Annotated in this window: 16 protein-coding genes and 1 tRNA gene; 4 read left to right on the top strand and 13 right to left on the bottom strand. The window is 33.1% G+C overall.

From position 1 onward, the window contains the following. Positions 1 to 3 precede the first annotated feature (3 nt). The 7 genes from ACFQ1R_RS03750 to ilvD form a co-directional block, all read right to left on the bottom strand. Positions 4 to 618: a GNAT family N-acetyltransferase gene (locus ACFQ1R_RS03750; protein ID WP_379924767.1), complete on the bottom strand. Its 615-nt coding sequence runs from the start codon at positions 616 to 618 to the stop codon at positions 4 to 6. 475 nt (positions 619 to 1,093) lie between these two features. Further along, the gene (locus ACFQ1R_RS03755; protein WP_379924768.1) at positions 1,094 to 2,686 is read right to left on the bottom strand and encodes an NADP-dependent glyceraldehyde-3-phosphate dehydrogenase; all 1,593 of its coding nucleotides are present in this window, start codon (positions 2,684 to 2,686) and stop codon (positions 1,094 to 1,096) included. A 175-nt stretch (positions 2,687 to 2,861) separates the two neighbouring features. Beyond that, the gene (ilvA, locus tag ACFQ1R_RS03760; RefSeq protein ID WP_379924769.1) at positions 2,862 to 4,127 is read right to left on the bottom strand and encodes a threonine ammonia-lyase IlvA; all 1,266 of its coding nucleotides are present in this window, start codon (positions 4,125 to 4,127) and stop codon (positions 2,862 to 2,864) included. A gap of 18 nt (positions 4,128 to 4,145) precedes the next feature. Then, a complete protein-coding gene (gene ilvC, locus ACFQ1R_RS03765; protein ID WP_379924770.1) occupies positions 4,146 to 5,621 on the bottom strand; it encodes a ketol-acid reductoisomerase in 1,476 nt (491 codons plus the stop codon). An 8-nt stretch (positions 5,622 to 5,629) separates the two neighbouring features. Then, positions 5,630 to 6,169 carry an acetolactate synthase small subunit gene (ilvN, locus tag ACFQ1R_RS03770; protein ID WP_379924771.1) on the bottom strand — a complete coding sequence of 180 codons (540 nt, stop codon included), beginning with the start codon at positions 6,167 to 6,169 and terminating at the stop codon, positions 5,630 to 5,632. Between the two features lie 13 nt (positions 6,170 to 6,182). Further along, complete coding sequence (gene ilvB, locus ACFQ1R_RS03775; RefSeq protein WP_379924772.1) at positions 6,183 to 7,916, bottom strand: biosynthetic-type acetolactate synthase large subunit; 1,734 nt, start codon at positions 7,914 to 7,916, stop codon at positions 6,183 to 6,185. 58 nt (positions 7,917 to 7,974) lie between these two features. Further along, positions 7,975 to 9,660 (bottom strand): dihydroxy-acid dehydratase, encoded by a 1,686-nt coding sequence (gene ilvD / locus ACFQ1R_RS03780; RefSeq protein WP_379924773.1) that lies wholly within the window; start codon positions 9,658 to 9,660, stop codon positions 7,975 to 7,977. Between the two features lie 609 nt (positions 9,661 to 10,269). On the opposite strand from ilvD, the gene metK reads away from it, so the two are divergent. Together metK and ACFQ1R_RS03790 are read left to right on the top strand one after the other, a co-directional pair. After that, positions 10,270 to 11,523: a methionine adenosyltransferase gene (gene metK / locus ACFQ1R_RS03785; RefSeq protein ID WP_379924774.1), complete on the top strand. Its 1,254-nt coding sequence runs from the start codon at positions 10,270 to 10,272 to the stop codon at positions 11,521 to 11,523. A gap of 161 nt (positions 11,524 to 11,684) precedes the next feature. Continuing rightward, a complete protein-coding gene (locus ACFQ1R_RS03790; RefSeq protein WP_379924775.1) occupies positions 11,685 to 12,554 on the top strand; it encodes a hypothetical protein in 870 nt (289 codons plus the stop codon). Positions 12,555 to 12,727: 173 nt separating this feature from the next. Here the strand turns inward: ACFQ1R_RS03790 and ACFQ1R_RS03795 are convergent. From ACFQ1R_RS03795 to ACFQ1R_RS03805, 3 genes are all read right to left on the bottom strand, one after another. Beyond that, positions 12,728 to 12,809, bottom strand: a tRNA-Tyr gene (locus ACFQ1R_RS03795). Positions 12,810 to 12,867: 58 nt separating this feature from the next. Beyond that, on the bottom strand, positions 12,868 to 15,582 hold the full coding sequence (locus ACFQ1R_RS03800) for a carboxypeptidase regulatory-like domain-containing protein (RefSeq protein ID WP_379924776.1): 2,715 nt from the start codon (positions 15,580 to 15,582) through the stop codon (positions 12,868 to 12,870). 29 nt (positions 15,583 to 15,611) lie between these two features. Further along, the gene (locus ACFQ1R_RS03805; RefSeq protein WP_379924777.1) at positions 15,612 to 16,442 is read right to left on the bottom strand and encodes a GLPGLI family protein; all 831 of its coding nucleotides are present in this window, start codon (positions 16,440 to 16,442) and stop codon (positions 15,612 to 15,614) included. A gap of 175 nt (positions 16,443 to 16,617) precedes the next feature. On the opposite strand from ACFQ1R_RS03805, the gene ACFQ1R_RS03810 reads away from it, so the two are divergent. Next, entirely contained in the window at positions 16,618 to 17,406 is a 789-nt protein-coding gene (locus ACFQ1R_RS03810; protein WP_379924778.1) for a hypothetical protein, read from the top strand. Between the two features lie 3 nt (positions 17,407 to 17,409). Further along, positions 17,410 to 18,024, top strand: a complete 615-nt coding sequence (locus tag ACFQ1R_RS03815) for a deoxynucleoside kinase (RefSeq protein ID WP_379924779.1) — start codon at positions 17,410 to 17,412, stop codon at positions 18,022 to 18,024. A gap of 60 nt (positions 18,025 to 18,084) precedes the next feature. Here the strand turns inward: ACFQ1R_RS03815 and ACFQ1R_RS03820 are convergent, their stop codons facing one another. The 3 genes from ACFQ1R_RS03820 to ACFQ1R_RS03830 all read right to left on the bottom strand — a co-directional run bounded on the left by ACFQ1R_RS03820 (position 18,085) and on the right by ACFQ1R_RS03830 (position 23,041). Beyond that, the gene (locus tag ACFQ1R_RS03820) at positions 18,085 to 19,833 is read right to left on the bottom strand and encodes a chondroitinase-B domain-containing protein (RefSeq protein ID WP_379924780.1); all 1,749 of its coding nucleotides are present in this window, start codon (positions 19,831 to 19,833) and stop codon (positions 18,085 to 18,087) included. Positions 19,834 to 19,990: 157 nt separating this feature from the next. Then, positions 19,991 to 22,387 (bottom strand): sodium-translocating pyrophosphatase, encoded by a 2,397-nt coding sequence (locus ACFQ1R_RS03825; RefSeq protein WP_379924781.1) that lies wholly within the window; start codon positions 22,385 to 22,387, stop codon positions 19,991 to 19,993. A gap of 126 nt (positions 22,388 to 22,513) precedes the next feature. Further along, positions 22,514 to 23,041, bottom strand: a complete 528-nt coding sequence (locus ACFQ1R_RS03830; RefSeq protein ID WP_379924782.1) for an inorganic diphosphatase — start codon at positions 23,039 to 23,041, stop codon at positions 22,514 to 22,516. Positions 23,042 to 23,122 lie beyond the last annotated feature (81 nt).

Raw genomic sequence — 23,122 nt, forward strand, 5'->3', positions numbered from 1 at the left:
TTTTTAATTTTTATCTTTTTTTAAAAACATGGTTTCTTTGATGTGTTTTAATCTATCAAAAACCTTTTCTTTAATTTTTATTGGTTCAGATTTTTTAGCCTTAGGGTCGTATAACATGCCTGTACATAAGCACATTTTACGGTTAGTACGTGTTAAAACATCATAGTTTTTACAAGTTTGACAGCCATCCCAAAATGTTGGATCGTCTGTCAATTCTGAAAACGGCACAGGTTTATAACCCAAATCTGTATTCATTTTCATAACCGCTAATCCTGTTGTGATACTAAATACTTTTGCGTCTGGAAACTTAGTTCTAGAATGTTTAAATACTTTATGCTTTATTTTTTTTGCTAATCCAACACCACGGTAATCTGGATGCACAATTAAACCTGAATTGGCAACATATTTACCATGCCCCCAAAGTTCTATATAACAAAACCCTGCAAATTTATCGCCATCTAAAGCAATAACTGCGTTACCGTTTTCTAGCTTTTTGGTAATATATTCTGGGGTTCGTCTTGCAATACCAGTTCCTCTAACAGCTGCTGATTCTGCAATAGTATCGCAAATAATTTCTGCGTATTTTGAATGTGATTTATCGGCAATTACAATTTCCATTATAATTTTAAAAATGTATTAAAAGTTAAAGTTAATTTTTTTATGTTGAACTGGATACACCTAGCTCGAAAAATAAAGACACACCCCTAAGGGCGACGCGGGTAAATGCGACACATGAAATATGTGTTGATTACTAAACTGAAAAAACTTTGAAACTTTATGGATGACATATTATACACTATAAAAAAAATTAAATTACGTTTTGGTTATTGCTCACAGAAAGACTAGAAGCTGCGACGAGTAATGCTCGCGCGGAAACCGGGTGATGAAGGACGTATTTTATTTTTTAATGTATTCATAGTGTAAAACTATAATTTTATTTAATACAAAGTAATAAAAGCAATTACTTTTTTACAAAAATTATCAATATCTACTTATTTATGTTCATTTATTTATAAATATCTCATATTAAACAAATTTCATTGCATATTTTAAACCTAAATACACAATGAAATTTGTTGTTTTTTTACACTTTTTACAAGATATAATCTGTACTTATAAAATTAGATGATTTTTTATCTAATAATTCCTTTAATATAGCATTATTATACGCATTATCTTTAGAGGCTACGAAGGTTCTTATTGAAAATGAGCGCAATGCATCATGCACACTTAAAGTGCTAAAAGCTGAATCTTTTCTACCAGTAAATGGATATACATCTGGACCACGTTGGCAAGAACTGTTTAAATTAACTCTGCAAACTAAATTCACCAATGTATCTATTAACGGTGCTAAGGTTTTTATATCGCCACCAAACAAACTTACTTGTTGCCCGTAATTAGATTGTGCCATATCATCAAGTGGTTCTTCAATATTTGAAAATGGAATAACTGGAACTACAGGACCAAATTGTTCTTCTTCAAAAACACGCATGGTTTTATTTACAGGATACAAAACTGCTGGAAAAATAAAATTCTTAGTAGTATCACCTCCTTTGGCATTTAATATACTTGCTCCTTTAGCTTTTGCATCATCAATTAATTCTTGAATATAAGCAGGCTTTTCAATTTCTGGTAATGGTGTTAATTTAACACCTGCTTCCCATGGATTTCCAAATTTAAGAGCATCAACTTTTGCAGTAAAACGTTTGTTAAATTCATCTACAATGGACTCATGAACATAAACCAGTTTTAAAGCCGTACAACGTTGTCCGTTAAAAGACAAAGTACCTGCAATACATTCATCAACTGTCAAATCTAAATCGGCATCTGGTAAAACAATTGCTGGGTTTTTAGCTTCTAAACCTAATACCATACGCAACCTATTTCCTTTTGGATGTTCTGATTGTAAAGCATTTGCAGATTTACTATTACCTATTAAAGCCAATACGTCTATTTTCCCCGAACCCATAATGGGTGATGCCAATACACGACCACGACCATAAATAATATTAACCGCGCCTTTTGGAAAACTATTTTGAAAAGCTTCTAATAACGGTGAAATTAATAAAACGCCAATTTTTGCTGGCTTGAAAATAACAGTATTACCCATTATTAAAGCTGGAATTAGTAATGTAAATGTTTCATTAAGCGGATAATTATATGGCCCTAAACACAATACCGTACCTATAGGACCACGACGAATGTGTGCATAAACGCCTTCATTTTTTTCAAATTTTGCTGAATCGCGATCAATTTGTTTGTAAGCTTCAATAGTGTCGTAAATATAATCAACAGTTCTATCAAATTCTTTTTGTGAATCTGGCAGATTTTTACCTATTTCCCACATAAGTAGTTTTACAACATCTTCGCGCTTGGTTTTCATTTGCTTTACAAAGGTTTCCATGCAAGCAATTCTGTCAGCTACTTTCATTGTAGGCCATAACCCTTGACCATTATCATAAGCGTTTAAAGCGGAATTTAAAGCTTCTATTGCTTCCTGCTCACCCAACTCTGGAATGGTTCCTAAAACTGTTGGTTTATAGTTTTCTGTTGAAGATATTGTTGAATAAACTTCAGTAGTTTTTCCGTTCCAAGTTTTTAATTCGCCATCAACCAAATAGGTTTTTTGATGTAGAAGACTTGTGATTTTATATTCGTTTGGAATTTCTGAAAATGTTGTGTTCATTTTTAATACATATTAGTTAAAAACTATAGCTAAGATACCTATATTTTCAATAGATAAAGACTTTAAAAACAATCAGATGTCAATAAATATCGTATTCTTAACGTATTAAATACATATTAACAAAATGCATAAAACTCAAACGTTTTCGAGAACAAAAAAACTAAAAAATTAAATTTTAAACCAAAAACTGAAACAACTCTGGTTTGTTGTTTAGGTAATCGCCATAAAAATTACGTTGCTTCATTTTAGCAATTAAAGGCTCTAAATCGGTTGCAGATTTTAATTGAATACCAACTACTGCCGAACCATTTTCACGATTGGTTTTCTTGGTATATTGAAAATGGGTAATATCATCATTTGGACCTAAAATATCAACAACAAATTCTTTTAATGCTCCTGCGCGTTGTGGAAACAACACTATAAAATAGTGTTTTAAGTTGGCGTATAATAAAGCACGTTCCTTAATTTCGGCAGTACGTGTAATATCATTATTGCTACCACTTACAACACATACTACGTTTTTCCCTTTTATTTCTTCAGCATAAAAATCTAATGCTGCAATACTTAACGCTCCTGCAGGTTCTACCACAATAGCATCTTTGTTATAAAGTTCTAAAATAGTTTCACACACCTTACCTTCAGGAACACTAACCATGGCATGTAAATTCGTTTTACAAATATTGAATGTTAAATCGCCCACACGTTTTACAGCAGCACCATCAACAAATTTTTCGATGGTTTCTAACTCCGTATTTTGGTTATTTTCTATTGAAACTGACATTGATGGTGCGCCTTCTGGCTCAATGCCTATAATTTTTGTATTGGGTGATAATTCTTTAAAAACGGTTGACAAACCCGCCGCTAAACCACCACCACCAACAGCAATAAACACGTAATCGATGGGTTGTGTAGCTTGCTCTAAAATTTCTAAACCAATAGTTGCTTGACCTTCAATAACCTTTTTATCATCAAACGGATGAATGAACGTTTTTTGAAATGCCTCACATTCTAGCATAGATGCGTGATATGCATCATCATAAGTATCGCCAACTAATTTAATATCAATATAATCTTCACCAAACATTTTTACCTGTTCTACCTTTTGATTTGGTGTTGGTGATGGCATATAAATTGTGCCTTTAATTTTTAAAAGTTTACATGACAATGCCACACCTTGAGCATGGTTACCTGCACTAGCACAAACAACGCCATTTTTAGATTCTTCTACAGAAAGTGAACTTATTTTATTATAAGCACCTCTAATTTTATACGAACGTACTTGCTGAAGGTCTTCACGCTTTAGAAGAATATTGGCATTGAACTGATTAGAATATCTGAGGCTAGGGCTTAAAGGCGTAACTGCCGATACCTTTTTAATGGTATCGGCAGCTACTTTTATATCTTTAAGACTAGGGAAATATGTTTGATTTTCCTTGGTCATTAAATAAATTTTTAATTACTAAACTATTGGCTTCATAGCTGTCATAGACGCTCTTAAAAAAGACCCAACTTTTTCAACTGGATGTTCTCTTAAGGCTTTGTTTACCGCAATTAACTTAGCATTATCAACCGCTTTACCGTTGTCTTTAGCATACGCTTTTCCAATTACGTCGGTATCAATTTTCTTCATAAAATCTGCTAATAAAGGTTTACAAGCATGATCGAATAAATAACAACCGTACTCTGCTGTATCAGAAATAACCGAGTTCATTTCGTATAATTTACGTCTTGCAATAGTGTTTGCAATAAGTGGTGTTTCGTGTAACGATTCGTAGTAAGCAGATGCATCAATGATTCCAGAATCGGTCATAGCTTCAAACGCTAATTCCACGCCTGCTCTTACCATAGCTACCATTAATACCCCGTTATCGTAATATTCTTGTTCTGAAATTTCAACGTTTCCAGCTGGTGTTTTTTCAAAAGCAGTTTCAGCAGTTGCTGCTCTCCATCCTAATAAATCTTTATCATCATTAGCCCAATCTTCCATCATACCGCTAGAAAAACGACCTTCCATAATATCATCCATATGTTTTTGGAATAATGGACGCATGATATCTTTTAATTCTTCAGAAAGTTCAAAAGCTTTAATTTTTGCTGGGTTAGACAAACGATCCATCATGTTGGTAATTCCACCATATTTAAGACCTTCAGTTATAGTTTCCCAACCGTATTGAATTAATTTTGAAGCATATCCAGCATCAATACCTTTTTCAATCATTTTATCGAAACAAAGGATTGAACCTGTTTGTAATAAACCACAAAGAATGGTTTGCTCACCCATTAAATCAGACTTCACCTCAGCAATAAAAGATGATGCTAAAACACCTGCTCTATCGCCACCAGTTGCAGCAGCATAGGCTTTTGCTTGTGCCCATCCTTTTCCTTCTGGATCGTTTTCTTCGTGTACCGCAATTAATGTTGGCACACCAAAACCTCTTTTATATTCTTCTCTTACCTCGGTTCCTGGGCATTTTGGCGCCACCATAATAACTGTTAAATCTTCGCGGATTTGAGTTCCTTCTTCTACAATATTGAAACCATGAGAATATGATAATGTTGCTCCTTTTTTCATTAAAGGCATTACCGCTTTTACAACGCTTGTATGTTGCTTGTCTGGTGTTAAGTTTAACACTAAATCTGCTGTTGGAATTAATTCTTCGTAAGTACCAACGTTAAATCCGTTTTCTGATGCGTTTACAAACGATTTACGTTTTTCAGCAATAGCTTCTGCACGCAAAGCATAAGAAATATCTAAACCAGAATCTCTCATGTTTAACCCTTGGTTTAACCCTTGAGCACCGCACCCAACGATAACAATTTTTTTACCTTTTAAAGCATTTACACCATCTTCAAACTCTGAAGCATCCATAAAACGACACTTAGATAGTTGTGTTAATTTATCTCTTAACGATAGTGTGTTAAAATAATTTCCCATTTTTAATTTTAGTTATTATGATTATTGAAGGCCAAAAGCGCTTCGGTTACTTTCATTTCGTCTTTTGTTACTGCAATGCGTCCGGCACGTACAAATTGCATGATACCAAACACGTTTAAATCTCGACGTAAAGATTCAATTTCATTTCTTCTACCAGACTTTTCTAAAACAAAAAATTCTTTGTTTACAGTTACAATTCTAGCATTACTTTCTTTTATAATATTTTGAATTTGAGGTTCTTCAAATAATAACCCCGATTTTATTTTAAACATACAAGACTCAGTATAAATTGTTTCTTCGTCTTTATGGTAATATGCTCTTATAACTTCAACTTGTCTTTCAAATTGCCCTATTATTTTTTTCGCTTGAGACTCTGTAATATTTACCACAATTACAAATCTGTTTACACCTTCAATTTCTGATTGCGAGGTTGTTAAGCTTTCAATATTAATATGTCTGCGCTGAAAAATAGCAGATATACGATTTAATAAACCGATGTTATTTTCGGTATATATTGAAATGGTAAATGTTTTTATATCTTCGTTCATTTTTCCTAACTATTTAACTTAAACGCACATCTGAAACCGATGCTCCTGAAGGAATCATTGGAAATACATTATCTTCTTTTTCCACACATACTTCAAGAAAATACGATTCTTTAGACGCTATCATTTCTTTAACAGCATCTTCTAATTCTTCGCGTTTAGAAATACGTTTTCCTTGAATATAATAACCTTTTGCTATGGTTACGAAATCTGGATTTGTCATTTCAGTAGAAGCGTAACGCTTATCAAAAAACAACTGTTGCCATTGGCGAACCATTCCTAAGAATTCATTATTTAAAACCACAATTTTTACTGGGGTTTTTTGTTGAAAAATGGTGCCTAATTCTTGAATATTCATTTGAAAACCACCATCACCAATAATAGCAACTACATCTCTATCTGGTGCTGCCATTTTTGCACCGATAGCTGCTGGTAGCGCAAAACCCATAGTACCTAAACCACCTGAAGTAATGTTACTTTTAGTTACATTAAATTCAGAATACCTACAAGCTATCATTTGATGTTGACCAACATCTGAAACAATTGCAGCATTTCCTTTTGTTTCAATGTTTATTTGCTTTAAAACTTCACCCATGGTTAATCCTTCCTTAGTAGGGTGAATATCACCTTTTATTACTTTTTCAAATTCGATAGCATACAAATCTTTGAACTCTTGTAACCATGAATCGTGTTTGTTTTCGTTTAATAACGGTAATAATTTTGCTAAACTATCTTTTGAATCGCCAATAACAGCCACATCTGTTTTTACGTTTTTATCAATTTCAGCTGGGTCAATATCAAAATGAATAATTTTAGCTTGTTTTGCATAGGTATTTAAACTGCCTGTTACACGGTCGTCAAAACGCATACCTATTGCTATAAGTACATCGCATTCATTCGTTAATTTATTTGGCGCATAATTACCATGCATCCCTACCATTCCTACATTTAATGGATGTGATGTTGGTATAGCTGAAGCACCTAAAATAGTCCAAGCAGCAGGAATTCCTGCCTTTTCAATAACCGCTTTTAATTCTGTTTCTGCTTGCCCTAAAATAACGCCTTGCCCCCAAACTATCATTGGTTTTTTTGCTGCATTTATTAATTGAGCAGCAGCTTGTACCGCTTCAGAACTGGTTTTTGGCACTGGTGTATAACTTCTAACGCCTGTACATTTTTCATATTTAAAATCCAATTCACTTACTTGCGCATCTTTAGTGATATCTATCAATACAGGTCCTGGACGACCACTTTTAGCAATATAAAAAGCCTTTGCTAATACTTCTGGAATTTGAGATGCTTTTGTAATTTGATGATTCCACTTAGTTACAGGTGTAGAGATACCTATAATATCGGTTTCTTGAAAAGCATCAGTTCCTAAAAGATGTGAAAACACTTGACCCGTAATACACACAATTGGTGTAGAATCTATTTGTGCATCTGCAATTCCTGTAATAAGATTTGTTGCTCCTGGACCCGATGTTGCCATAGCAACACCAACACGACCAGAAATACGCGCATAACCTTGCGCCGCATGTGCAGCACCTTGCTCATGACGTGTTAATACGTGATGAATTTGGTCTCTAAATTTATATAATTCATCATAAACTGGCATAATAGCACCTCCTGGATATCCATAAAGGATATCAACTCCTTCGGCTAATAGGCATCTTATAATGGCTTCACTTCCTGTAATACGCATGGTTTCTTCTGCCACTTCTTGTTTTTTATTTGCTGTTTGTGTATTCATAGTCTCAACTTTAATTGATGAGATTCCTGCATACGCAGGAATGACAAAACATTACTATTTAAAATGCATCGGTAACACATCCTTTTGATGCTGAAGCTACCGATCGTGCATATTTATATAAAATTCCTTTTTTATGTTTTAATTCTGGTTGTACCCATTTAGATTTTCTTTCTGCTAATTCTTCATCAGAAAGCAATACATTAATGGTATTGTCTTCAGCACTAATTCGGATAATATCGCCTGTTTTTAACAACCCAATAGTACCGCCTTCTTGTGCTTCTGGTGTAATGTGGCCTACCACGAACCCGTGTGTTCCTCCAGAAAAACGTCCGTCTGTAATTAAAGCAACCGATTTTCCTAAACCTGCGCCCATAATCAAAGAGGTTGGTTTTAACATTTCTGGCATACCCGGACCGCCTTTAGGACCCACATAACGGATGACGACAACATCTCCTTTTGCGACTTCACCATTAGAAATACCTGTATTTGCTGCTTGTTCCCCATCATACACCACCGCTTTTCCTTCAAAAAGCAATCCTTCATTTCCTGAAATTTTTGCCACAGCACCTTCTTCTGCAAGGTTACCATAAAGAATTTGAAGGTTTCCTGAAGATTTTAATGCTTTATCTTTTGGATAAATAACGTCTTGGTCATTTTCAAAAACAAGTGGTTCTACATCTTTTAAGTTTTCCGCTAATGTTTTTCCGGTAACAGTCATACAATCGCCATGTAAATAACCATTATCCAGTAAATACTTCATTACGGCAGGTGTTCCTCCAATACCGTGAACATCTTCCATTAAATATTTTCCACTTGGTTTTAAGTCGGCTATCAATGGCGTTCTATCACTTACACGTTGAAAATCTTCTAATGTAAATTCTATATCAGCAGCATGTGCAATTGCCAAAAAGTGCAATACAGCGTTAGTTGAACCACCTAAAGCATTTACCAATGCAATGGCGTTTTCAATCGATTTTTTTGAAATAATATCCAAAGGTTTTAAATCTAATTCCAAAAGATTTTTGATGGCAATCGCAGTTCTTTCGGCTTCTGATAATTTATTTGGATTTTCTGCAGGAATGGAAGAGTTATAAGGTAACGCAAAGCCCATACATTCTATAGCCGAAGCCATGGTATTTGCTGTGTACATACCACCACAAGCACCTGCTCCTGGAATAGCACTTTTTATAATTTCTCTATACTCTTCTTCACCAATTTCACCAGCTACTTTTTGCCCTAAAGCTTCAAAAGCTGATACAATATTCAATTTTCTTCCTTTATATTTTCCTGATGCAATAGTACCACCATACATCATGATGGACGGACGGTTTAAACGCAACATAGCAATGACGGCACCTGGCATATTTTTATCGCAGCCTACAACAGAGATAAGCGCATCATAACTTTGGGCTTGCATAACCGTTTCTATAGAATCTGCAATAATATCTCTTGAAGCCAAAGAATAATTCATCCCTGAAGTTCCCATAGAAATACCATCACTAACACCTATGGTATTAAACCCTAAACCTACTAAACCAGCAATTTTACATTCAATTTTAACCTCGGCAGCTAAACCGTTTAAGTGCATGTTACACGGGTTACCATCATAACCTGTACTTGCAATACCAACTTGGGCTTTTTGCATGTCATCATCGGTTAAACCTACGGCATATAACATAGCTTGTGAAGCTGGTTGAGATACATCTTGTGTTAATCTACTACTGTGTTTATTAAGTTTATTCATTGTTTGTATTGATAATTTATGCTTTTTGTTAATTCTATTTGATATTTAAATAAATTTATGATTTACATTAAAAACTCTTTAATTTCGATAGAATTAATGCTCGAAATTAATTTATTATGGTTTTGCAGAGGCTGTTTTTTCTTATTTAAGGTTAAATTCATTGTATTTAAAAATAATATAACAATTTGTTTTTCAGATAATTAAATAAATATTTTTATGATGTTCAAAACACTCAAAATATTCAATAAAAAAACCTTCCAATTACGGAAGGCTTTTAATATTTACTATAATTTATAAATAAGCCTTCCTATCGGTGTGAAATTATCACAACGACATTTACAGAAACGCTATTTAATATTTGTTTATTCATTTTATGAAAGACAAATATTTAAATTAAAAATGTAACATCCAATTTATTAGTTAAAAAAGTAAAAAACAATTTGCTTTTCCTTTTATTTTTTTACTTTTGCGCTATAAATAATAGAGGAAAGATTTGACTGATTGCAACCTCTTTATACCACCAAATTTCTGGTATAAGCAAAAATGCTAAAGGCAGTGCAAACTCCCTTCGACGTTATCGTCAAATCTCCCGTATAATATATATTGAAAATGGCCTATTTATTTACTTCTGAAAGTGTTTCTGAAGGACACCCAGACAAAGTAGCAGATCAAATTAGTGATGCTTTAATTGACAATTTTTTAGCTTTTGATAAAGATTCGAAAGTAGCATGCGAAACCCTTGTAACCACAGGACAAGTAATTCTTGCTGGCGAGGTAAAATCACACACCTATTTAGATGTTCAAAAAATTGCACGCGATACCATTAACAAAATTGGATACACCAAAGGCGAATACATGTTTGATGGTAATTCTTGTGGAGTACTTTCTGCCATACACGAACAGTCGGATGACATAAACCGTGGTGTAGACCGTGCTACCAAAGAGCAACAAGGTGCTGGCGACCAAGGTATGATGTTTGGTTACGCAACCAACGAAACCGAAAATTTTATGCCATTGGCTTTAGATTTATCGCATAGAATATTGATTGAGCTTGCTGAATTACGCAGAGAAAACAAAGAAATCACCTATTTAAGACCCGATTCTAAAAGTCAGGTAACCATTGAATATAGTGATGATAACATTCCGCAACGCATTGATGCCATAGTAGTTTCTACGCAACACGACGATTTTGCCGATGACGACACCATGCTTGCAAAAATTAGAAAAGATATTGTTGACATTTTAATACCGCGCGTGGTTGCTAAATTACCAGAGAACTTGCAAAACTTGTTCAATAGCGATATTAAATACCACATAAACCCAACGGGCAAGTTTGTAATTGGTGGTCCACATGGCGATACGGGGTTAACTGGACGTAAAATTATTGTGGATACTTACGGTGGAAAAGGTGCTCATGGAGGTGGTGCATTTTCTGGAAAAGACCCAAGTAAAGTAGATAGAAGTGCTGCTTACGCTACCAGACACATTGCTAAAAACTTAGTAGCTGCAGGTGTTGCCGATGAAGTTTTAGTGCAAGTAAGTTACGCGATTGGGGTTGTAGAACCTATGGGTATTTTTATTAACACCTATGGTACTTGCCCTTTTAATATGACTGATGGCGAAATTGCCGAAATAGTATCGAACGTATTTGATATGCGCCCTTTTGCCATTGAAGAACGTTTAAAACTACGTGCGCCAATTTACAGCGAAACTGCTGCTTACGGCCACATGGGACGCAAAAACGAAACCGTTACCAAAACATTTAGTCAACCAAATGGTGAAACAACAACTTTAGATGTTGAATTATTTACTTGGGAAAAATTAGATTACGTTGATAAAGTAAAAGCAGCTTTTGGTTTGTAAGTTTGAAATACTTTTTTTTAAAAGACTGTCTTTTTAGACGGTCTTTTTTGTTTATTGCAAACTTGACTTTGTAAAAAATTTCTACTACCTTCGTTTATCTATTGATATAGATAATTAAAACTATCCATATCTTAAAAGTTACCTGCCATTTGAGAAAAACAATGAGAATACTTTTAACATTTTTAGCTTTATTATTGGTTCAAAGTGTATTTGCTGACGAACCAAGACTGAGATATTCTTTTAAAAGCAAAAATGGCTATTTCGAATTGAGACCATCTGACACAATTTTTTCGGATAATAAAGTTTATACAGATAGATATTATTGGGGATTGTATGATTTGAGGACAAATAGAAAACTCTATACTATCAAAAACGATAGTCTATTAATTGAAACAAAGACTGCACGAGTATCAGAGAACGGAGAAAATGTAATAATTGTTGATGATTATAGTGGAGGCTTTGGGATTCCAAATTTTGAAGTTGTCCATTTTTACAATAAAGAAAAATTATTAAACACACTCACTCTAGGGAATTTATTGGACAATATGTGTAGTGTTTCTTATTCTGTTAGTCATATGACTTGGTGTTTTGACTTTGACTTCTTAACTGAAAAATCATTTAAAATTGAAACATATGAATATTTTAATTATCGTTTTGATTTAAATGGAAACCTCATTGACAAAACATCAGATGACCGAATACAATCTGATGACGACATTGTTTCGGCAAGAATAAAACGGTTGGAAAAGAATAAATACTCTTTCATAATAAAAAAGTCCATAAGGAATAAGTATAAACCAGATACTGAAATTGTTTTAAATGTTTCTGACAAACTTATGAGAAAGATACACGGTAAATTCTACGGTTTTCTACCTTCAAGAAACAAGAAAATGGAGACTGAATTTTATAAAACTTTTATATTAAGAGACAAAAAACCTATACAAACAGAATTTGGATTTCCAATTTATAATGGAGATAATTCTTGTAATATAATAAATATAAAAACGGCAGGTAACAATGGCTATAAGTAATTGCTTGTTCTCGTCTACTTCTGAAAATCCTCTCGGATTTTCAGTTTGGTGTGTACTTGCAAAGTTAAGTGCTAACTCACGCAACTACTCATAGCCGAGACCGTTAAACGACCCTTCTCAAAAAACAAAATAAAACAAAAAAGCAAGCCTTTCAGCTTGCTTTTTAAATTCCGTGGGGAGAGCAGGATTCGAACCTGCGAAGACTTAGTCAGCAGATTTACAGTCTGCCCTCGTTGGCCGCTTGAGTATCTCCCCAAAACCGTGCGCAAATATATTATAGTTTATCAACTATGCAAAATAAAAGTGCGCTATTTTACAATTGGTATCGCAATCTAAACGATACAAATAAAGGTTGTATGAAATACTCGGTTGCACTAACCGATACATTACTAGTACTTGTATTATTCTGCGCCTTGGTATTGAATAAGTTAGTCGCTTTTATTTCGTATTCTAACTTGGCATCTTTATTTTTTCGATAATTTATTGATGCGTTTAAAAACTCGTAACTATTTAAAGTTTTTGTAGCATCGCTAAAATTATTATATGAATAATCGGCATTAAACGTTATTGTTTTAAAAATTAAAGCATCAAAATTGATAGATGGCGATTTTGTATAAAACTTAGTGTTACTGTTTCCTTGGTTATTATCTTGTATGGTATAACGGTAGGCAACCTCAACATTTGGTGCTGTTTTAAAATTGGTTCTTAATTCCGTTCTATAGGTTTGTGAAAAACTTTCGCTAACCGATTGTACATTTTGAATAAACTGATTGAATTTTGAATAATTAAAATTACCATTTACCGAAGCTCTAAGTTTTCCGAAAGTACGCTGAAAACGCCCATTTGCACTAGCACTTTCATCGGCTAAACCAGAATTGAATGGCAAACTAACGCGCACCACACTTCCTGGTTCAAATATTGACGTCGTTCTAATGTTATCAATGCTTTTGTTGTAATTTAAACTAGCAAACACATTGGTATAGTTAAACATGTTAAAACTAAAATACGACAGGTTTATATTGTGCGATAGGGCATTTTCTAAATCTGGACTACCAGCATACAGCGAGCTATAGCTATTTAAAACTAACCCACTTGCAAACTTAGATACATCTGTAAACTGTGTTTGCATTTTATAATTAAAGGTTACTTGCTCACTCTTTTTTAATTGAATTAAGGTGGTGAAATCTGGCAAAAGTCTGAAAAAATTATCAGTAGTTTTTGTGTTAAACTGCGTATTGTTTGTAGCGTAGGCGTGCACTGAAACACCTGGTGTAAATGTAAATTTACCCGATTTTAATCTGTAATGCGCTGCTAAATAAACATCACTAAAATTGTATTTAATATCATTTACATCTAAACCACTATTTATAGTTGGTGTTGGGTTGAAGATAGCTCCATTGTCTAAAAACTGAAAAATTTCAGAGTTAAATTGTTGTGTACTTAGTATTGTTCCGAAGGTAAAATTGATATCACTTTTATTATTAAGGATGTTCCAATAATCTAATTTTGCATCCATTTGATTGGATTTTACGCGTTTATCTTGCGCAATATTATAGCCTACTTGCGCACCATCTAACCCTAAATTATTGGCTGTGCCATCATAGTTTGCTTTATCTTCTAAAATAGCATTATAAAATGGATCTTCATCTTGTAATAAATGCTGAACTTCTAAAGCAAAAATATTTGTGGCATCAAGCGTGTAATAATAGTTTAAATTTTGGTTAATACTATATGGACTTGAGCTTTCTACTTCATCAATATTCAAATTAATACTTGAGAAAAAATCTTGATTTTGCGATTCTTTTGATACACGACCCAAAATATCATAATCTAATTGGTTGTTACTATTAGGTTTGTATTTAGCCGATAGTTTTACCATTCCTAGATCGCTTCGTTGTGTGGTATTACTATTTGTAGTTTCGTCCGGAATGCCTAAATCGGGGTTGGTATATTGCACATCTCTATTTTCTTGCAGCTCTGTTTTACTGTTTGAAAAAATAGCGAATCCGCTTAAATCCAACGCTTTATTTGGCGACCAGCTAAAATTTGCTGCACCAAACTTGGTATTAATATCTTTAGCGCGGTTATTTTGTGCTGTTAAAAACCCTAAGTTATTGCTACCTAAGTTTATGTTTGTACCGCTGCTTCTGCTTGGGTTTCTAAAGCCACCTGTAAAGTTGAAATAATCGCGACGTGAAAAAGCTATTTCACCTAAATTATTTAAATCGGTTATGGTGTTGATGCTGTATTTTGGACTATAATAAAACAATTTAGGCTGAAACAAATACAGTCCATTTTGGTTTGAAGTACCGCCGCCAACGGTTACATTTCCAAACCAAAAATTAGTTTTACCTTCTTTAAGTTTTATATTGATTGCAATGTTATCTTGATTGTTGGTAACGCCGCTTAACTGTCCAACTTCGGCATAATTTTTTAGAACTTGCACTTTATCAACCGCATTTGAAGGAATGTTTTGGGTTGCTAATTTGGTATCGCCATCAAAAAACTCTTTGCCATCAACCATAATTTTAGATACGGTTTTACCCTCAACTTGTATTTGCCCGTCATCATTAATCTCAACACCTGGTAAATTTTTAAGCACATCGCCCAACTTACGCTCTGTACCTTTATTAAAAGAATCGGCATTATAAATTAGCGTGTCACCTTTAATAACAACAGGCATTTCATAAACAATGTTTACTTCATCTAAAGTATTATCATTTTGCAAAGTGATATTTTTGGTAATATCTGCTTCTTTTACTTCAATAAGCAATTCACCAGTTTTCATACCTATATAACTTGTTTGAAGTTTGTAAGTAGTATTCTTTTTCAAAGTTAGTTTATAGCGACCTTGATCGTTTGTTATGCCATAAGCATCTAAGACTTTTGTTTCTTGATTTATTGCAACCACATTAGCCAATTCTAAAGGGTTTCCAATACTATCTTTTACAACACCTTCTAATTTTATTTGGGCAAAAGTTACCGAACTTGTTACTAAAAATAGCAACACAATTATTGTTTTTCTCATTAATTTATGAAGACAATTAATTATAAATATTATCTACGGTTACCGCCGCCATTTCTAAAGTTTTGGCGCATTTCTTCGGTTTTCTTTTTTACAATATCTGTATAATCTGCTTTTGTAACTTCCTTTCCTTTAGAAGGCACTTTAATAACATCTTTTACTTCTGGGTTTATTATTATTTTAGAACACAAAATGGTAGTTCTATCGGCATTAACTTCTAAAATCAAACCTGGCAAACCCCAATATTCGTCTGGCCCTTGGTTTACAGGAATTTGCATAGTGTACCAAGCTACTATTTGAATTTCTCTTGTTGTTGGTTTTTCAGTTTCATCTTGATTTTGAGGCGGTCTTCTAAAACTCGCAAAATCTACAGCATCAACTATTTTTGTAGCTGTTGCCTTAAAACACATATATTGCCCAATTTGTTTGGTTTCACCTTCCATTTTCCAATTTAACATTAGTAATGAATCTTTAATTAAAAATTGTTTTCCAAAAAATTCTTGTTCTTGTAATAACTCTTTATTTTTTACATTTTTATATTGTGGTCCACCTGTAAAACTGCTCATCATTGCACCCCAACGGTTACCATCACCACCTGGTGCTTCAAGCTTTTCTTCCTCTTTATACATGGATTCCGATTGATTAAATGTTAAAACATAGGTTTTCTCTAACATGCTTTTCATTCGGTCTGCAATTTGTTTTTTGCGTTCTTCACTCATTTCGCCACCTCCAAAATTGCTCATATCAACAGTGGTTTTAGATTCGTAGTAGGCTTTTCCTTGAAATTCTTTTTGTGCAAATGCAAAAACAGAAATAAAAAACACAAAACAGGTAATACTTATTTTAAAAGAATGGCGTTTCATAAACTAACAGCTTTTTAAGTTTGAATTTAAAATTATAATTTTAAATAATTTAGACTGATAAAATTGCAATTAGTTTAATGAAGAAAGGTTAAAATATTCATAAATTAAATTCGGAAAGCTATAATTTAAAGTAAGACTAATTTATTTTATTAAATTTTGTATTTTTCGCTTCACTATGAAATACTATTTATATTTAATTTTTGCTTTAACCTTACCAAATAGCACTCAAAAATCTATTGAAGCTACTTTAATAGAAAAAAAAGAACTAGTTGCTGATGCGTTTATAAGTTCGAACAATTTTGAAACTACATTTTATGTTTTAGAAAACGTGTTATTTAAAAACAGTATAGACACTAAAGGAATTGATATTGGCTACAATAATTTCCAGTTGGGTAACATAACTTCTGTAAACACCTTCAACCCTTTAAAAATTAATGTGTTTTATAAAGATTTTAATACGGCTTTGGTTTTAGATAATAGGTTAGCCGAAATGTTTAAAATTGATTTTAATACGCTTTCTGATTATAAAAATATATCTCATATATCAACTGGAGCAGACAATACACTTTGGGTTTTTAATGAAAATACACTTCAATTAGAGCTTTTTGACTATAAAACCAATACAACGCGTGCAAAAACATTACCAATAAAAAACCCTGTTTTAGATATTAAGAGTAACTACAACTTTTGTTGGGTACTAACCAAAACACATTTATATAAGTATGATTATTTTGGGAATTTAGCACAGAAAACAGCCTTAGATGCTTTTGAGACTATGGCTATTGATAATGAAAATATTGTGCTAAAAAAAGGCAATACATTGAGTTACTTAAAGAAAGATTCTGAAGCGGCAATACCTATTTCACTACCAAATTTGTTAATAAATCAGTTTTTTGTAACCAACCAAACCTTGTATATTTACAACGCAGAAACCCTACACAAATACCAATTAAAAATCGATTAAATTATGCATATTGCAATAGCTGGAAATATTGGCGCTGGAAAAACAACACTCACAAAATTACTAGCAAAACACTATAAATGGGAACCACAACTTGAAGATGTTGTAGACAACCCTTATTTAGACGATTTTTACAACCAAATGGAACGTTGGAGTTTCAATTTACAAGTATATTTTTTAAATAGTAGGTTTCGTCAAGTTTTGCAAATTCGCGAAAGCGGAAAAGACATTATTCAAGATAGAACTATTTATGAAGATGCTCATATTTTTGCACCAAACTTGCATGCTATGGGTTTAATGACGAATAGAGATTATGAAAACTACAAATCGCTTTTCGACTTAATGGAATCGCTAGTGCAAGGACCAGACGTGTTAATTTATTTACGAAGCACCATCCCTAATTTAGTAGCTCAAATTCACAAACGCGGTCGTGATTATGAAAATTCTATAAGTATAGATTATTTAAGTCGATTGAATGAACGTTACGAAGCTTGGATACACGGTTACAACAAAGGCAAACTTTTAATTATTGATGTTGATAAATTAGATTTTGTTGACAAGCCAGAAGATTTAGGTTATGTAATAAATACCATTGATGCAGAAATAAATGGGTTGTTTTAAATACAATATTAAATATAAAAAACTACGCTAGTTACGTGGTTTTTTATATATTTTTGTTTTTCATTTTACTACAAATTTACTTTTATAACCATCGGCATCAACAATATAAACACCTTTTGAAAAATGTTTTATATCGATATCTATCTTTTTTAAGTTTGCTTGTGTTTCAAATAATAACTTTCCAGAAATATCAAATATTTTAACAAATTTAATAGTAGTAGTTTCAGAAAACACCACTAATGTATCGGTAGTTGGAACTGGATATACTTTAAAACCTACTTTTTTAATAACTTCTTTATTATTTGATAATGTATTAGATGCACCAAAACCAACTTTAATGCCAACATCTGTTTGGGTATAAGGCATAATTGTTCCTGTTGCTCCATATTCTTCAGCACCAGCATCAAAAGTCACTTCTCTTATTCCACCAAAAACATCGTTAGTTAAAAAAGTATAAATTCCCGATCCATAATCAATTGCCGGACTATTAACTGGTAATTTATACAAAACTCCTACCGCTTGTAATAAACCAGAACTAACACTTAAATTTCCTGCTGCTGTTACAGATCCAAACGAATCAAATACACCATTTTGTTTTATATTATTTTCATACTTAGAAGATGTACCTGTCAATTGAGTTGTAACCTGTATAGCTCTTGTGTAGTTTTCAAACATTAAATTATTTCCAATAACAACATCTTGAGGCGCTTGATTTTGAGTACTAGAACTAAATGTAGCTCCAACTCTAATTCCCAAATCGCAATCTATAAAGGTGTTATTTACAATTAACGTATTTTTTACTTGATAGTATCCATTTAAAGGGCTATTCAATATTCCATTATGAATATTTATACCCGCCAAACCATTTGTTGAAGAATTATTTGGGTATTTAGCTCTAGTACCTTGTATATAATTGTTATAAATTTTATGATTTTCACCCATTATTCTAATACCACCACTAAATGATTTACCATTTGCTAAGAAAAAATTGTTGAAAACTTCACAATTATCACCATGCCTTAAAGTTAATGCGCCAGAATAATCTTCAAATGTATTATTGTAGTATTTATTACTACCGCTTTTATTTGAAATCACTTCAATCTCACCAACAAAATTGTAAAAATAATTGTCATAAACTTCAGTAAAGGAGTTTGATAAGGACGTTGAACTGTTACCAATTCTTATAGCATCTTGGTCATTATCATCGTTAACTACAGAAGTACCTTGAGGTGTTCTATTTGCAAAATAATTATGATGTATTTTATGATAATTAGGATTAGATGAATCTCTATTATCATTAATAATACTACCTACACCATGTTTTCCAAGAAATGAAGAGTAGCTTATTTCATTATTAGAACCACGTAACAAAATCCATTTAAAAACACTTGTTTGTTGAGAAGTACCTTGATTAAAAGCATCTATCTTGATGTTTGTAACCTTACAATTATTACACTCAGAGCTACTAGATGTTCTAAAGTCAATTATTGGAGTTCCTGTACTTACCGAAGCTGGTGGATTTTGAAACACAACACCTTCAAAATAAATATAGCTTCCACCTAATTTTACATTGGTAGCACCTTCAAAAAACACACTTCCAGGGGTTTCTGCTTTGATAGTAATTGGGTTTGCTGAAGTACCTATTTTATTAATACTTATTTGAACATTAGTCCATGTTTGATTTTTCAAAATAATAGTAGTACCAGCAGAAGCTGCACTTATAGCATTTGAAAGTTCAGTATTTGTTGTAACGTATTGCGCATTAACATTGCAAACAAATACTAATAGAATAAAAGTAATTTTTCTCATTTTTAGCTTAATTTTAATTGGAAAACCAATTTGGTTAACCAATTCAAATATAGTAACTTTTATTTGTAATGCACAAAAAAAGTTAAGTAACTAAAAAAATAAACCACGCAGTAGCGTGGTTTATTTTTAAATGAAAGTAAAATACTATTATTAATTACTATTGTATCGTTTCGGTTTGGTTTAATACTGTTTTATTTTTAGAAGTTTTTAAAACTTCAAGATTAGCTTTAACTTCAACTTCAGAACCAACAAATGTTTCATAACTTGTTTTTATATCTCCATTTTCATTTGTCACCGTTGTAACAACTGCTTTTACGATACCATCATCATTTTTATGCATATCAACTTTTACTTCTTTAGTAATCATTTCAACATGTTCTTGTGCATTATCAGAAACATACGCTGTAACCACTTCAGAATTTAAAGCAATACTAGGCGCAATAACTAACGCCACAACACTCATTAATTTTAATAAAATATTTAATGAAGGTCCAGAAGTATCTTTAAATGGATCACCAACGGTATCACCAACAACTGCTGCTTTGTGAGCATCGGTTCCTTTTTTCCCTTGTTCTTCAATAGTTTTTTTGGCATTATCCCAAGCACCACCCGCGTTCGATTGAAAAATTGCCATAAGCACACCACATGTAGTTACACCAGCTAATAAACCGCCTAACATTTCTGCACCACCAATAAAACCAACAGCAACTGGTACTGCAATGGCTAATAAACCTGGTAAAACCATTTCTTTGATAGATGCCTTTGTTGAAATAGCAACACATTTATCGTATTCTGCAAAACCATCGGCAGCATCAAAAATAGCGCGATCTTCTTTTGATGCTTTACTCATATCAGAATCGTACTTACGCATCACTTCCAAAGCTGCTTTTAACTGTGGAATATCTCTAAATTGGCGACGTACTTCTTCAATCATAGCCATAGCAGCACGACCTACGGCATTCATTGACAATGCTGAGAAAACAAATGGCAACATACCACCAACTAGTAAACCTGCCATAATATCTGGCTGCGATACATCAATAGCTTTTACATTTGCTGTATGCATAAATGCTGCAAATAATGCTAAAGCGGTTAATGCTGCAGAAGCAATTGCAAATCCTTTACCAATAGCGGCAGTTGTATTTCCAACGGCATCTAATTTGTCTGTGCGCTCGCGAACTTCTTTAGGTAATTCTGCCATTTCAGCAATACCACCTGCATTATCAGAAATTGGTCCATAAGCATCAACTGCTAATTGAATACCTGTATTTGCCAACATACCAACTGCTGCAATGGCTATACCATATAAACCAGCAAAATGATGCGATACTAAAATAGCTGCTGCAATTAATAAAATTGGAATCATGGTAGACATCATACCAATACCTAGACCTGCAATAATGTTTGTTGCAGCACCTGTTTCCGATTGTCTAACAATAGAATTAACAGGTGCTTTACCTGTTCCTGTATAATATTCGGTCACTTTCCCTACAGCTAAACCTGCAACTAAACCTGCAATTGTAGCCCAAAATACACCCATTGAAGAATATTCTATACCTTCAAAACTCCAAGAAGCAGGAAGCATATGGGTTATTATAAAATATGACGCAATAACCATTAAACCTGCTGAACCAAATTCACCAATATTTAATGCCGTTTGCGGATTACCACCATCTTTCACTTTCACAAAAAATGTTCCTATTATAGACATAACAATACCAATAGCAGCTAATACTAAAGGTAGATACACAGCTCCAAGTCCATCAAAAGCTGTTTGAAATTCTGGTAGTGTTGTGAAAATTGCACCTAAAACCATTGTACCAATAATAGAACCTACGTACGACTCAAATAAATCGGCACCCATACCTGCAACATCACCTACGTTATCACCCACATTATCTGCAATTGTAGCAGGATTTAATGGATGATCTTCTGGAATACCAGCTTCAACTTTACCTACCAAATCGGCTCCAACATCGGCTGCCTTTGTATAAATACCACCACCAACACGAGCAAATAAAGCTATAGATGATGCGCCTAATGAAAACCCAGAAAGTACATTAAGCACTTCATTAATTCCCCATCCTTGGGCACTATAAAACATAAATAAGCCGCTTAAACCTAAAACACCTAATCCTACAACACCTAATCCCATAACTGCACCACCTGCAAATGCTACTTCTAGAGCTTTTCCTAGAGAAGTTCTAGCTGCACTTGTGGTTCTTACATTGGCTTTAGTTGCTACTTTCATACCTATAAAGCCAGCTAAAGCAGAACATATAGCACCTACTATAAAAGATACAGCAACCATACCATTGGAACCTGCTTCTGCACTGCCTTTGAAATACAATAAAACAGCAACAGCTATTACAAAAATTGATAAAATTTTATATTCTGCTTTTAAGAAAGACATGGCGCCATCGGCAATGTTTTTGGCTATTTTTATCATTCGCTCATTACCCTGATCTTGCTTTGATACCCAAGCACTTTTAATAAATACAAATGCCAATGCTAGCACACCAAAAAGGGGCAAAAAATTCACTATTAATTCCATATTATTTAGTTGGTTAAAATTATTATTATTAATGACGCTAAAAATAGGAAAATATAAGTGATAAAAAAAACCACCTTATACTAAAGATGGTTCAATTATTTTAAAAAAAAATGAGAATACTATAAATTAGATAGTAAATGTTCTTTTTTTCTTGTGTTCACTTTCATCATATCGTTTAACACATTCATGGTAAATTTTTATTGCTTCTTCAGCATCTCCCCAACCACCTGTATCAACTTTTTTCTTCTCTAAATCTTTATAAACTTGAAAGAAGTGTTCTATTTCTTTTAATCTATGTGGATTTAAATCACTAATATCATTATTCTTGCTCCAAATTGGGTCTGAAACTGGCACACAAATAATTTTCTCATCTGGTCCTTTTTCATCAGTCATATGGAATACACCAATAGGTCTTACTTCCATAACAACCATAGGGTATGTTGGTTGATGACCTAAAACTAAAACATCAAGTGGATCTTGATCTAAAGCTAAAGTTTCAGGAATAAAACCATAATCGCCTGGATACATCATAGAAGAAAATAACATACGATCGAAACGAATTTTGTGTAATGTAAAATCGTATTCGTATTTATTTCTACTTCCTTTTGGTATCTCTATTAAAACATCGAATGTTACTATATTTTCTTTACTCATATTATCTGTCTATTTTAGTTACAAATGTACTTAACGCCTAAAGATTTAACAACAAATCATTCTTTTTTATGTAACAAATAT

This window comes from Mariniflexile jejuense, from assembly GCF_042675665.1.
Lineage (GTDB): Bacteria > Bacteroidota > Bacteroidia > Flavobacteriales > Flavobacteriaceae > Mariniflexile > Mariniflexile jejuense.

Bases quoted from the DNA above. Each gene is read 5' to 3' on its own strand.
- ACFQ1R_RS03750 (WP_379924767.1), bottom strand. From the start codon at position 618: ATGGAAATTGTAATTGCCGATAAATCACATTCAAAATACGCAGAAATT.
- ACFQ1R_RS03755 (WP_379924768.1), bottom strand. From the start codon at position 2,686: ATGAACACAACATTTTCAGAAATTCCAAACGAATATAAAATCACAAGT.
- ilvA (WP_379924769.1), bottom strand. From the start codon at position 4,127: ATGACCAAGGAAAATCAAACATATTTCCCTAGTCTTAAAGATATAAAA.
- ilvC (WP_379924770.1), bottom strand. From the start codon at position 5,621: ATGGGAAATTATTTTAACACACTATCGTTAAGAGATAAATTAACACAA.
- ilvN (WP_379924771.1), bottom strand. From the start codon at position 6,169: ATGAACGAAGATATAAAAACATTTACCATTTCAATATATACCGAAAAT.
- ilvB (WP_379924772.1), bottom strand. From the start codon at position 7,916: ATGAATACACAAACAGCAAATAAAAAACAAGAAGTGGCAGAAGAAACC.
- ilvD (WP_379924773.1), bottom strand. From the start codon at position 9,660: ATGAATAAACTTAATAAACACAGTAGTAGATTAACACAAGATGTATCT.
- metK (WP_379924774.1), top strand. From the start codon at position 10,270: ATGGCCTATTTATTTACTTCTGAAAGTGTTTCTGAAGGACACCCAGAC.
- ACFQ1R_RS03790 (WP_379924775.1), top strand. From the start codon at position 11,685: ATGAGAATACTTTTAACATTTTTAGCTTTATTATTGGTTCAAAGTGTA.
- ACFQ1R_RS03800 (WP_379924776.1), bottom strand. From the start codon at position 15,582: ATGAGAAAAACAATAATTGTGTTGCTATTTTTAGTAACAAGTTCGGTA.
- ACFQ1R_RS03805 (WP_379924777.1), bottom strand. From the start codon at position 16,442: ATGAAACGCCATTCTTTTAAAATAAGTATTACCTGTTTTGTGTTTTTT.
- ACFQ1R_RS03810 (WP_379924778.1), top strand. From the start codon at position 16,618: ATGAAATACTATTTATATTTAATTTTTGCTTTAACCTTACCAAATAGC.
- ACFQ1R_RS03815 (WP_379924779.1), top strand. From the start codon at position 17,410: ATGCATATTGCAATAGCTGGAAATATTGGCGCTGGAAAAACAACACTC.
- ACFQ1R_RS03820 (WP_379924780.1), bottom strand. From the start codon at position 19,833: ATGAGAAAAATTACTTTTATTCTATTAGTATTTGTTTGCAATGTTAAT.
- ACFQ1R_RS03825 (WP_379924781.1), bottom strand. From the start codon at position 22,387: ATGGAATTAATAGTGAATTTTTTGCCCCTTTTTGGTGTGCTAGCATTG.
- ACFQ1R_RS03830 (WP_379924782.1), bottom strand. From the start codon at position 23,041: ATGAGTAAAGAAAATATAGTAACATTCGATGTTTTAATAGAGATACCA.